The following is a 12,974-nucleotide window of genomic DNA, read 5'->3' on the forward strand; positions in this document are numbered from 1 at the left end:
TCGTCGCGAAGAGTTGCGAACCGTTCACCGCATCGGTCGAGCTGGCGGAGAGGCGGCCTGCGGCGACATTCGTGATGGTGCGTTCCGCGCCCAACGAACCCACCGATAACGTGCTCTGCGCATCGCTGCCCGCGAACGTGTAGTCCTTCCCGCCGATCGTCGCGCCTGCGGTATTCACGACGTCCGCCGTGATCGAGTTCGAACCGAGCGCGATGTCGTTTGCGTTGGTCGCCACCGCGCCCTGGCCGATCGCAACCGAGTCCTGACCCATGGCCGACGAATCCGCTCCCGTGCTGTTCGCGTGGAAGTACTTCGTGCCCGTGGCGACGATCGTGTTGATCGAATTGACCGCATTGTTGATGTCAGCGGCGTTCTGGTTGATTGCCTGATCGGCCGCGAAGAGTTGCGAGCCGTTGACGGCATCGGTCGAGCTGGCGGACAGGCGGCCCGCGGCGACATTCGTCACCGTGCGTTCCGCGCCCGACGAACCCACGGATAGCGTGCTCCCCGCGTTGCTGCCCGCGAACACGTAGTCCTTGCCGCCGAGCGTCGCGCCGGCGGTGTTCACCACGTTCGCCGTCGTCGAGTTGGCGCCGAGCGCGATGTCGTTCGCGTTGCTTGCCTTGGCGGCCGACCCCAGCGCGACCGACTTCGCACCGGCCGCGTTGCTGTTGCCGCCGAGCGCCGTCGCGCCGCTGGTCGCCAAGGCGCCATAGCCCATTGCCACCGCGAACTGTCCGGTGGTGCCTCCGCCCGTCGCACTGGCATAGCCGCCCACGGCGGTATCGCCGATATTTCCGGACCTGGAGTGGTTGCCGAGCGCCGACGAGAAGCTGCCATTGGCGCTTGCATTCACGCCGACCGCCGTGGCGCCGTCGCCGCCGCTTCCGGTCGCCTGCGCCATGCCGCCAATCGCCAGATCGCCATTGACCGACGTGGTGGCCTGGTATCCGATCGCCACGTTATTACCGCCCAGGGCCGTGGCGCTGGATCCGATCGCGATGGCTTCAAAACCCGAGGCCGTCGAATCCGCTCCCGTGCTGTTCGCGTGGAAGTACTTCGTGCCCGTGGCGACGATCGTGTTGATCGAATTGACTGCGTTGCTGATGTCGGCGGTGTTCTGGTCGATGGCCTGATCCGCCGCGTAGAGTTGCGAGCCGTTGACGGCATCGGTCGAGTTCGACGATACGCGGCCTGCCGCGACGTTCGTCACCGTGCGCTCCGAGCCTGCAGAGCCTACGGATACCGTGCTCCCCGCGTTACTGCCGGCAAACGTGTAGGCCTTGCCGCCGATCGTCGCACCAGTGGTGTTTGTGACTGCGCCCGTGGTGGAGAAGGATCCGAGCGCCACCGAGTTGTTCGTTGACGCGGTGGCTCCGTAGCCAAGCGCCTCCGAAAAGCTTCCAGACGAATTCGCATGTTCTCCGATTGCCACGCCGCCATTGTCAGCGGACACTCGCGAATCGACACCGATTGCCACGCCATTCATCCCGCTCGCCGTGGCCACCGCGCCGATCACGGTGTTGTTGCCATACGCAGCGCTGTTTGCATTGGCCGACATACCGATGGCAATGCTGCGGCCGGTTTGAAAGTCGCCGGCGGACGTTGCAGTCAGCGCCTGCGCGCCCGCGCCGATGGCGATGTTGCTGGGACCGGACGCCCCTCCCGCGCTCGCGCCATTGCCCATCGCTATTGCGTCCTTCGCGTCCGACGATGCGCCCTGCCCGACGGCGATGGCGTTCGAGCCTGACGCCACCGAATCCGCGCCCGTGCTGTTCGCGTGGAAGTACATCGAACCCGTGCTCTTGACGTTGTTGATCGCGGTGAATGCGTTGGCGATATCCGTCGTGTTCTGGTTCACGGCCTGATCGGTGGCGAAGATCTGGGAGCCGTTCACGGCATCCGTCGAAGTCGCCGACAACTGGCCGGCCGCGACGTTTGTCACCGTGCGCTCGCCGCCCGCCGAACCCACGGATACCGTGCTTCCTGCGTTGCTGCCGGCGAATGTATAGGCTTTGCCGCCGATCGTTGCACCCGTGGTGTTCACCACGGCCGCCGTGGTGGAGTTGGCACCCAATGCGACGCTATTCGTCTCGCTTGCTTTGGCACCGTAGCCCACTGCGGTTGCGCTGCTTGCGCTTGCCGTCGAACGTCCCCCGACCGATGACGCAGCGGTGGCCGAAGAGAGGGTGTTCGCCCCGAGCGCGAGTGCGTTATCGGCCGACGAAGTGGAGTCATAACCCAATACGATTGCTGCATTGACGTTGGCCAGTGCATTCACGCCCAGCGCCATCGTGCCCATCGCAGTGGCTTGCGCATTTCTCCCGATCGCCATGGCGGGATAACCGTACGCGCCACTCGTGGTCGCGTTCAAGCCGATCGCAATGTCCCCGGCGTATCCCGCTGTCGCCGCCTGCCCGATGGCAATCGCATTCGCACCCGCAGCCGTCGAATCCGCGCCTGTGCTGTTGGCATGGAAGTACATCGTGCCCGTGCTCTTGACGTTGTTGATCGCGGTGAATGCGTTGGCGATGTCCGTCGTGTTCTGGTTCACCGCCTGATCGGTGGCGAAGACCTGGGAGCCATTCACGGCGTCCGTCGAAGTCGACGACAACTGGCCCGCCGCGACGTTCGTCACCGTGCGTTCGCCGCCCACAGAACCGACGGATACCGTGCTTCCCGCATTGCTGCCGGCGAACGTATAGGCCTTGCCGCCAATCGTCGCACCGGTGGAGTTGACGACCGCAGCCGTCGATGAGTTCGCGCCCAGTGCTACGTCGTTCGCATTTCTGGCGTTTGCTCCGAAGCCCAAGGCCGTACCATTGGCTCCCGAAGCGGTGGTCCACGATCCGACTGCCACGCCATCGTTCGCCGACGTCAGAGCCTCGACACCAACAGCGGTCGAGTTAAAGCCGCCGGCGGTCGCTGTGGCGCCGATGGCCGTGTTGTTTCCCCACGAACTGCTTCCCGTGGCGTTCGCCTGATAGCCGATGGCCGTGCTTCGTCCGGTACCGTTGTTGTTGCCGCCGTTGCTTGCCGTTTGCGCCTGCGCTCCACCGCCGATGGCGATGTTGCCCCAGCCGGACGAGCCGCCTGCAACCGCGCCATTACCCATCGCGATGCCGTTCGAAGAGGATGCCGTCGCCGCCTGCCCGATCGCAATTGCATCTGAACCCGATGCCACCGAATCCGCGCCCGTGCTGTTGGCATGGAAATACGTGGTCCCGGCCGACTTCAGGTTATTGATCGACTGGTTCGTCGCGAACAGCTGCGAGCCATTCACCGCGTCCTGACTCGAGGTCGTGACGTCGCCCGCTGCCAGGCCCTTGATCTTGTGCGCCGTGCCCGTGCCGCCCAGCACGTTGTTCGCGCCGTTCATGTAAAGGTCGCTCCACGAGTACACGCCGTTCTGGCCATACATCGTCACATAACCCTGCATCACACCGGTGATGAACGCGGGTTCGCTGGTGGTAAAGCCCGCGCCGTTATTGGTGAACAGCCCCCAGCCATTCTGCACACCGCCGGAACTCGGAATCGCGCAAACACCGCTGTTGATGCCGGTGTCCGTGCCGTTCTCGCAAATCTCGATGCCCGCCGCGCCAACAGTTGCCTCCGCCGGCAGACTGCCGCCGCCCAGCGCCATCGCCAGCGAACTCACCGCTGCCGAGATCGCCTTCTGACTGCGCCTGGTTTTTCCCTTGGTGGTTTCGGGAGCCGCCACCCAGTTCCCGGTAGCCTCCGACCAAACAGTGCGGTGCGCCTTATTCATTTTCTGATCCTTATTAATTTGCCCATGGACACGACACGGAGAAAGCGACATGAATCACATCGCCCGGACGACGAAGGACCTTTGCTTCGTTTGATTCCGCTCGCGTGCGGGAACTCGTGTCAGCCGGATCGCATTCCGTCTGGAGTTCGTGCTGGAACATTAAGGTTCAGGACTAATCCCTGAAATGGCACGACTCTTAAAACCTCGGCGTGCCTCGGAGGCGTCTCATGGTGTACCGGGAATGCGCTCAATCCCGCGAAGGCGCTTCGGCGGGACTGTCAAGGACTGTACTGAAAAACTGCGCAGAGATGGGACAAGGAATCGAACAGACGCCGCAGCGCTCAGAAACCCCGCAGCTAAAAAAAAACGCGGCGGAAAAATCCGCCGCGCTCTACACCGCCATCTTGCGCCCGAAGCGCTCAGCTCGGCTTACCTCACCGCGCCGCCGACGCATCCGCCACCAGCAGCGCCGTCATGTTGACGATCCGCCGCACCGTCGCCGACGATGTCAGCACATGCACCGGCTGGGCCGCGCCGAGCAGGATCGGCCCGATCGCGATGCCGCTGCCCGCCGCCGTCTTCAGCAGATTGTAGGAGATGTTCGCGGCATCGATGTTCGGCAGCACCAGCAAGTTGGCATCGCCTTCGAGCGTCGATTCCGGCAGCACTTCCTTGCGCAGACGCGCATCCAGCGCGACGTCGCCATGCATTTCGCCGTCCACTTCCAGATCCGGCGCGCGTTCCTTCAGCAGGGCCAGCACGTCGCGCATCTTCTGCGCGGTCGGCGCGTTGCTCGTGCCGAAGTTCGAGTGCGACAGCAGCGCGATCTTCGGCACGATGCCGAAGCGCCGCACTTCTTCCGCCGCCATGATCGTGATTTCAGCGAGCTGCTCCGGCGTCGGGTCCACATTGACGTGGGTATCCACCAGGAAAATCTGCCGGCCCGGCAGCACCAGCGCATTCATCGCCGCATAGACGTTCGCGCCTTCCTTGCGGCCGATCACCTGATCGATGAAGTGCAGATGCCGGTGCGTCGTGCTCACCGTGCCGCAGATCATGCCGTCGGCTTCGCCTTTCTTGACGAGCATCGAACCGATCAGCGTCGTGCGCCGGCGCATTTCCAGTTTGGCCATCTGCTCGCTGATGCCCTTGCGCGCCATCATCTTCGCGTAGGTCTGCCAGAAGTCGCGATAGCGCTCGTCGTGATCCGTATCGACCACCGTGAAATCCACGCCCGGTGTCAGGCGCAGGCCGAACTTCTGGATGCGCTGCTCGATCACCGCCGGCCGGCCGATCAGAATCGGCTTGGCGATCTTCTCGTCCACCGCGATCTGCACCGCGCGCAGCACGCGCTCTTCCTCGCCCTCGGCGAATACGATGCGCTTCTTCTCCGGCTCCACGCTGCGCGCCAACTGGAACACCGGCTTCATGGTCGTACCGCTGTGATACACGAACTGCTGCAAGTGCTGTTCGTAGGCGTCCATGTCCTCGATCGGACGCGTCGCCACGCCGCATTCCATCGCGGCCTTCGCCACCGCCGGCGCGATCTTCACGATCAGGCGCGGGTCGAACGGCTTCGGAATCAGATACTCCGGACCGAACGACAGATCCTGGATGCCGTAAGCGGTCGCGACGATATCGCTCTGCTCCTGACGCGCCAGTTCCGCGATCGCGTTCACCGCTGCGACTTCCATCTCCTTCGTGATGACGGTCGCGCCGACATCCAGCGCGCCGCGGAAGATGAACGGGAAGCACAGCACGTTGTTGACCTGGTTCGGGTAATCGGTGCGGCCCGTGGCCAGTACCGCGTCCGGACGCACTTCGAGCGCGAGTTCCGGCAGGATCTCGGGCGTCGGGTTGGCGAGCGCGAGAATCAGCGGCTTTGCGGCCATCCCCTTGACCATGTCCTGCTTGAGCACGCCGCCTGCCGAAAGGCCGAGGAACACGTCGGCGCCTTCCATCACTTCGGCCAGCGTGCGCGCGCTGGTTTCGCGGGCAAACAGTTCCTTGTCCGGGTCCATCAGTTCCGTGCGGCCCTTGTAGACCACGCCGGCCAGGTCCGTCACGAAAATGTTCTCGCGCTTCATGCCGAGATCGACGAGCAGGTTCAGGCAGGCCAGCGCCGCCGCGCCCGCGCCGGACGCCACCAGCTTCACTTCGCCGATGTCCTTGCCGACCACTTTCAGGCCGTTGGTGATCGCCGCCGCGACGACGATGGCCGTGCCGTGCTGGTCGTCGTGGAAGACCGGGATCTTCATGCGCTTGCGGCACTCGCGCTCGACGATGAAGCAGTCCGGCGCCTTGATGTCTTCGAGATTGATGCCGCCGAAGGTCGGCTCGAGCGCGGCGATCACGTCAACGAGCTTGTGCGGATCGCTTTCGTTCAGCTCGATATCGAACACGTCGATGCCGGCGAACTTCTTGAACAGCACGGCCTTGCCTTCCATCACCGGCTTGGACGCGAGCGGTCCGATGTTGCCGAGGCCGAGCACGGCCGTGCCGTTCGACACGACGCCGACGAGGTTGCTGCGCGCGGTGAAGCGCGCGGCGTTCAGCGGATCCTCGACGATGGCCTCACACGCGAACGCGACGCCCGGCGAGTACGCGAGCGCGAGGTCGCGCTGGTTGATCATCTGCTTGGTCGGGGCGATGGCGATCTTCCCCGGGACGGGAAATTCGTGATAGTCGAGCGCTGCTTCGCGCAACTTGGTATTGGCGGGAGTCGTCATAAGGCGGGCCAGTGGTGCGGGATTTAGAATGGAAGTTCGAACGCATTGTAGCGCCAATCAGCGGGCGTTTCGGGCAGCGGCCCGTGCATTTCGGCTACAACTGCCATGACCGGAAAAGGTCTGATCGCCCGGCCAGGCAAGGCTCGCCGCCTGTCGTTCGATTTTTTTGAGATGTGCCGCGGGCGCCCGAGGGCGACGGCGGGCGCGCCTCGTTCCGTTCTTGCAGCGCACAAAAAACCCTTCACGGCAAACCATGCTTTCCGAGTTTTCACTGATCGACCGATACTTTGCCCGCCGCGCGACGGCGCCCGCACCGCGTCATGACGATGCCGCCGCGACGCCGCTCGGCATCGGCGACGACTGTGCGCTGATCGCGCCGCCCGCCGGCAGCCAGTTGGCCATTTCGACGGACATGCTGGTGGAAGGCCGCCATTTCTTCGCCGATGTCGATCCGGCCGCGCTCGGGCACAAGGCGCTCGCCGTGAACCTCTCCGACCTGGCCGCGATGGGCGCGCAGCCGCATGCGTTCACGCTGGCGCTGGCCTTGCCGCGCGCCGACGAAGCGTGGCTCGCCGCGTTCAGCGACGGGCTGTTCGCGCTGGCGTCACGGCACGGCTGCGCGCTGGTCGGCGGCGACACCACGAGCGGGCCGCTCAATCTCTGCATCACCGTATTCGGCGACGTGCCGCACGGCATGGCCCTGCGCCGCGATGCCGCACGTCCCGGCGATGACATCTGGGTGTCGGGCACGCTCGGCGACGGGCGCGCCGGTCTCGGCCTGCTGCGCGGCGAGTGGCAGGCGCCCGATGCCGCCGCGGCCGCTGACTGGCGCCGCGCGCTGGAGCGGCCCGAGCCGCGCATCGCGCTGGGGCTGGCGCTGCGCGGCGTGGCGCATGCGGCGCTCGACATCTCCGACGGTCTCGCCGGCGACCTGATGCACATCCTGAGACGCTCGCGGGTGCGCGCCGTCGTCGATGCCGATGCCGTGCCGTGCTCCGACGCGCTGCGTACGATGCCCGATGCCGTGCGCCGCCAGTGCGCGCTCGCCGGCGGCGACGACTACGAACTCTGCTTCACCGCGCCGCAGTCGGCGCGCGACACGCTCGCCGCGATCGCGCAGCGCGTGCAGGTGCCGCTGACGCGCATCGGTACAATCGAATCTCCGGATGAATCCGGGGATGCGCCCGCCCTCGCCTGGCGCGATGCCTCCGGCGCCCCGCTCTCCCTGACGTTGCAAGGCTTCGATCATTTCCATGCAGACTGACCCGACCCTCGCGGGTGAAACCGCGGCGCCGCGCCGCGCAAGCGCGCGCTTCATGCTCACGCATCCGCTGCACATCCTGTCGCTTGGCTTCGGCAGCGGGCTGTCGCCGGTCGCGCCCGGCACCGTCGGCACGCTGTTCGCGTGGCTGTCGTTCGTCGTGCTCAATCCGTATCTGACGGTGGCGGAATGGGGCGCGCTGATCGTCGTGGGCTTTATCGCCGGATGCGGGTTCACCGGCTTCACCGCGACCAAAATGGGCATCGCGGATCCGTCGCCGGTCGTGTGGGACGAGATCGTCGCGTTCTGGCTCGTGCTGCTGCTCGTCACGCCCGCCACCTTTACCGGGCAGATGTGGGCGTTTGTCGTGTTCCGCTTTTTCGACATGGTGAAGCCGCCGCCCATCCGCTATTTCGATCGCCATCTGAAAGGCGGATTCGGCATCATGTTCGATGACCTCGTCGCGGCGTTCTTCACGCTGCTCGTGATCGCGCTGTGGCGCATGACCGTCTGACTTCCACCTTCACCTTCGGATCTCTGCCATGCCAACCGACACCGTCGTACACCAACTTGCGATCCGCGTCGGCAACGCCCTGCGCGACGAGCGGCTGATGCTCGCCACCGCCGAATCCTGCACCGGCGGCATGGTCGCCGCCGCGATCACGGACATCTCGGGCAGCAGCGCATGGTTCGAGCGCGGTTTCGTCACCTATTCGAATCTGGCGAAGACGGAAATGATCGGCGTGCCCGCTGCGCTGATCGAGCAGCACGGCGCGGTGAGCGAGCCGGTCGCGAAGGCCATGGCCGAAGGCGCGCTGCGCAACAGCCGCGCGCAGGTTTCGGTGTCGATCACGGGGGTGGCGGGCCCGGCGGGCGGCAGCGAGGCGAAGCCGGTGGGCACGGTGTGCTTCGGCTGGAGCAACCGGCTGCACACGACGGTCGAAACGGTGTTGTTCAAGGGCGACCGCGATCAGGTGCGCACCCAGGCGGCAGCGCACGCGCTGCGTACGCTGCTGGAGTTCATCGATCAGCGCGAGCGTTGAGACACACGTTCATCGTATGAGCAAAGCACGCAGCGACGCGCCCCGTCCCGTCCGTTTCACGCGCGACCAGGTGGCCCGCTGGATGGGCCCGAAGACATTCGACAAGGCGCTCGGCTACGTCCGCGCCGTCGCCGACATCAGTTGGGAGGGAAACATTCTGCGCGCGCAGGTCAAGGGCACGCAGGCGCGGCCCTACGCAGTCGAAATCTCGCTTCACGAGGAGCGTCCGCACGGCTATTGCTCGTGTCCTGTCGGCCATGAATGCAAGCATGTCGCGGCGACGCTCCTCGCCTGCCTGGAGCGTGAAGACGAAGCCGCGCGGAACGGCGTGAGCGTTGAAGTCGGGCAATGGCTCACGCGCTTTCGCGCGAGCGTTCAGGCGGTCCAACTGGCGCAGGCGAAAGCGTCGAAACCCGCGACGGGTGCGAAACACCAGATTCTCTATGTGCTCACGCTGCCGTTTTCCACCGCGGCAAGCCTCGAACTGACCCTGCTGAAAGCGCGACTCGGCGTCGACGGCGACATTCGCGCAGTCGAACCGTGGTACCCGAACTACGCCGCGTGGAACAGCCCGCCCCGCTTCGTGACCCCTGAAGACGACGCCATCGCTCGCGCGCTGCGGTCGGAGCGTCAAGCGGCGAACCATGGTTACGCGTTGTGGGCTGCGCGCGGAGCGAAGATCTGGCACATGATGCTGACGACCGGCCGCCTCTACTTCGAAGCGAATCCCGGCGCCATGCGACTGCTCGAGCCGCTGCGAGAGGGCGCGAGCCGCCGCGCGAACATCGAATGGAATCCGCACGGCGACGACATGATCCTCGCGTCGCTCGAAACCGAGCCCGAATCCAACGTCGTGCTGCCGACCGAGCCGGCCTGGTACATCGACCTCGTCACGAGCGAAACCGGCGTCATCGACGCGCCGATGCCCGACGCGCTGCTCGCCGATTACTTGTCCATGCCCGCGCTGACCCCGCGGGAAGCGAACCTGGTACGCGCTGCGCTCGCCGAATGCGCGCCTGAACTGCCCGCCCCGCCAGAGGACGGCGACATGGGTATGCGCACGATCGAGGCCGAGCCGGTTCCGGTGCTGACGCTCGACACGCTTCTGCTCGATGCGCCCGGCAGGCTCGACATGCCTCCGACCGAACTCGACCTCGCGCGCCTCGAATTCGACTACGACGGCGTCAAGATCGCGGCGAACAGTCCGCACATGCTCGTGCGGCTCGCGGGCGGTGAACTGGCTCGCGTCGCGCGCCGGCGCGTTGCGGAAAACAGCTGCGCCCAACGCCTGCTCGACAGCGGTCTGAAGCCGGTCTCCGGCGCGCCCGTCAGCCACGATGATTCACCCTGTGCGGGCGCCTTCTTCATGCCGGACCGGGACGCGTGGCCGGGCTTCGTCGAACAGGACGTGCCCGCGCTGCATGCAGCGGGCTGGCGCGTGGTGATCGCGCCCAATTCGCGCTTCGACCGTGTCGAGATCGACGAAATCGATGCCACCGCGCGCGCCTCCGAAGACGGCTGGTTCGATCTCGAACTTGGCATCATGGTGGAGGCGGAGCGCGTGCGTCTCGAACCGCTGCTCGCCGAACTCTTCGCACGCGACCGTCGCTGGCTCAACGGCTCGATCGACATGATCGACGACCGCCATGCCATCGAATTCCGCACGCAGACGGGCCGTCGTTTCGAGTTGCGCGCAGCCCGAATCAAGCCGCTCGTGCATGACCTGCTCGACCTGTTCGACCGCACCGGGCCCGGCGCTGCGGCGCCCCTGCGGCTGTCGGCGCTGGAGGCCGGCCGCCTTTCCGGAACGAACCTCGCCGGAACGAATGACAAACAGCGCTGGCAGTTCGATGGCGACGCGTTGCTCGTCAAGCTGGCGCAACGGCTGGGCAGCGCCGCCAGACCGCGACGCATCGAGGCCCCGCGCGGCCTGCACACCACGCTGCGCGACTACCAGCGCGATGGACTCGACTGGATGCAGTTTCTGCGCGAGCACGACCTCGCCGGCGTGCTCGCCGACGACATGGGCCTGGGCAAGACCGTTCAGACGCTCGCGCACATACTCGTCGAGAAGGAAGCGGGCCGGCTCGCGCAGCCGGCACTGATCGTGGTGCCGACGACGCTTGTCAGCAACTGGATCGAAGAAGCGCGGCGTTTCGCGCCCGCGCTGAAAGTGCTGGATCTGCATGGGCCGCGACGCCATGAGCGTTTTGCGGAAATCGCCGCACACGATTTCGTCGTGACGACGTATCCGCTCGTCTGGCGCGATCAAGACACATTGGCGCAGCACGACTTTCATCTGCTGATCCTCGACGAAGCCCAGCAGGTCAAGAACGCGTCGAGCAAGGCGGCGGGCGCGCTGCGCACCTTGCGCTCGCGGCATCGGCTGTGCGTCACCGGCACGCCGCTCGAGAATCATCTGGGCGAACTCTGGTCGCAATTCGATTTTCTCTTGCCCGGGTTTCTCGGCACGCAGAAGGAGTTCTCCTCCCGCTGGCGCAGGCCGATCGAAAAGCTGAACGACACCACGCGCCGCGCTCTGCTTGCCCGCCGGATCCGACCGTTCATGCTTCGTCGCCGCAAGGACGAAGTCGCGACCGAACTGCCGCCCAAGTCGACGATCGTGCGCCGCGTCGAACTGGAAGGGCCGCAACGCGACCTCTACGAAACCGTGCGCGCCGCGATGCAGAAGAAAGTGCGCGACGCCGTTGCAAAACAGGGCGTCGCGCGCAGCCATATCCTGATGCTCGACGCGTTGCTCAAGCTGAGGCAGGTCTGCTGCGACCCGTCGCTCGTCAAAATGCCCGGCGCGAAGAAGGGACAAGGTTCGGCGAAGCTCGCCCTGCTGCTGGAGATGCTGCCGGAACTCATTGAAGAGGGACGGCGCGTGCTGGTGTTCTCGCAGTTCACGGGAATGCTCGCGATCATCGCGCATGCGCTCGATCAGGCGGGCCTCGCCTACGTGACGCTGACAGGCGAGAGCGTCGACCGGAAGACGCCGGTGCGGCGTTTCCAGGCGGGCGAGGTACCGATCTTCCTGATCAGCCTGAAGGCGGGCGGCGTGGGGCTGAATCTGACGGCGGCGGACACCGTCATTCATTACGATCCGTGGTGGAATCCGGCCGCCGAGAATCAGGCGACGGATCGCGCGCACCGCATCGGACAGGACAAGCCGGTGTTCGTGTACAAGCTCGTCGCGGCCGGAAGCATCGAAGAAAGGATTTTGGCGATGCAGGAGAGCAAGGCGGCGCTTGCGGCGGGAATCCTGTCGGCGAACACGAGCCTGACGCAGATGTTTTCCGCCGAGGATCTCGAAGCGCTGTTCGAACCTATCCCCGGCGAATGAGGCGTCGCGTTACCGATACTGATTGATGCTGTCGCGCGTCTTCTTCGCTGCATCGGCTGCGGCCTGCGCGTAGTCATCGCCCTTGCCGGCATAGATGATCGCGCGCGACGAGTTGATCAGCATGCCCGCGCCGTTCGCGGTGCGGCCGGCGCGCACGGTTGCTTCGACATCGCCGCCTTGCGCGCCGATGCCCGGAATCAGCAGCGGCATGTCGCCGACGATGCCCCGCACCGTTTCGATTTCCTTCGGGAAGGTCGCGCCGACCACGAGCCCGAGCTGCCCGCTCGCGTTCCACTTCTCCGCCGCGAGCCGGGCGACGACCTGATACAGCGGCTGGCCGTCGGTGGTGAGGAATTGCAGGTCGGAGCCGCCCGGATTCGACGTGCGGCACAGCACGATCACGCCCCGGCCCTCGTGTTCGAGATACGGCTGAATGGAATCGAAACCCATGTACGGATTGACCGTCACGGCATCGGCGCGATAGCGCTCGAAGGCTTCCTTCGCGTATTGCTCCGCGGTGCTGCCGATATCGCCGCGCTTTGCATCGAGAATCACGGGAATGCCGGGATGGCGCTCATGAATGTGCGCAATCAGCGCTTCGAGCTGGTCTTCGGCGCGATGCGCGGCGAAGTAGGCGATCTGCGGCTTGAACGACGACGCATAAGGCGCGGTGGCATCGGCGATGGACTTGCAGAACTCGAAGATCGCGTCGGAGCGGCCGTTGAGCGCGCCGGGAAACTTCGTGGGCTCGGGATCGAGGCCGACGCACAGTAGCGATTGAGTCCGCGACCACGCGGTCTGGAGGGTCTGGAGAAAGGACATGGCG

General features: G+C 65.4%; 7 protein-coding genes. 4 read left to right on the plus strand and 3 right to left on the minus strand.

Annotated features, from left to right (window positions below; all coding sequences use genetic code 11):
- A partial coding sequence (locus QCE64_RS10645) for an ESPR-type extended signal peptide-containing protein (protein ID WP_310003726.1) occupies positions 1-3,769 on the minus strand: 3,769 nt, incomplete at its 3' end.
- 434 nt (positions 3,770-4,203) lie between these two features.
- Complete coding sequence (locus QCE64_RS10650) at positions 4,204-6,498, minus strand: NADP-dependent malic enzyme (RefSeq protein WP_309918442.1); 2,295 nt, start codon at positions 6,496-6,498, stop codon at positions 4,204-4,206.
- Between the two features lie 253 nt (positions 6,499-6,751).
- Between QCE64_RS10650 and thiL the strand changes: the two genes are divergently transcribed.
- Genes thiL through QCE64_RS10670 form a run of 4 tightly spaced genes read left to right on the plus strand, consistent with a single transcriptional unit; the run spans position 6,752 to position 12,148 of the window.
- Positions 6,752-7,762, plus strand: a complete 1,011-nt coding sequence (gene thiL, locus QCE64_RS10655) for a thiamine-phosphate kinase (protein WP_309918444.1) — start codon at positions 6,752-6,754, stop codon at positions 7,760-7,762.
- Entirely contained in the window at positions 7,752-8,273 is a 522-nt protein-coding gene (locus QCE64_RS10660; RefSeq protein ID WP_309931021.1) for a phosphatidylglycerophosphatase A, read from the plus strand. The genes thiL and QCE64_RS10660 overlap by 11 nt, the downstream gene beginning before the upstream one ends.
- Positions 8,274-8,301: 28 nt before the next feature.
- The gene (locus tag QCE64_RS10665; protein ID WP_309918449.1) at positions 8,302-8,802 is read left to right on the plus strand and encodes a CinA family protein; all 501 of its coding nucleotides are present in this window, start codon (positions 8,302-8,304) and stop codon (positions 8,800-8,802) included.
- Between the two features lie 16 nt (positions 8,803-8,818).
- Positions 8,819-12,148 (plus strand): DEAD/DEAH box helicase, encoded by a 3,330-nt coding sequence (locus tag QCE64_RS10670; RefSeq protein WP_310003728.1) that lies wholly within the window; start codon positions 8,819-8,821, stop codon positions 12,146-12,148.
- Between the two features lie 9 nt (positions 12,149-12,157).
- Here QCE64_RS10670 and pyrF read toward each other — a convergent pair whose 3' ends face one another.
- Positions 12,158-12,970, minus strand: a complete 813-nt coding sequence (gene pyrF / locus QCE64_RS10675) for an orotidine-5'-phosphate decarboxylase (RefSeq protein ID WP_310003731.1) — start codon at positions 12,968-12,970, stop codon at positions 12,158-12,160.
- Positions 12,971-12,974: the final 4 nt, after the last annotated feature.

Source organism: Caballeronia sp. LZ043 (assembly GCF_031451075.1).
Classification (GTDB): domain Bacteria; phylum Pseudomonadota; class Gammaproteobacteria; order Burkholderiales; family Burkholderiaceae; genus Caballeronia.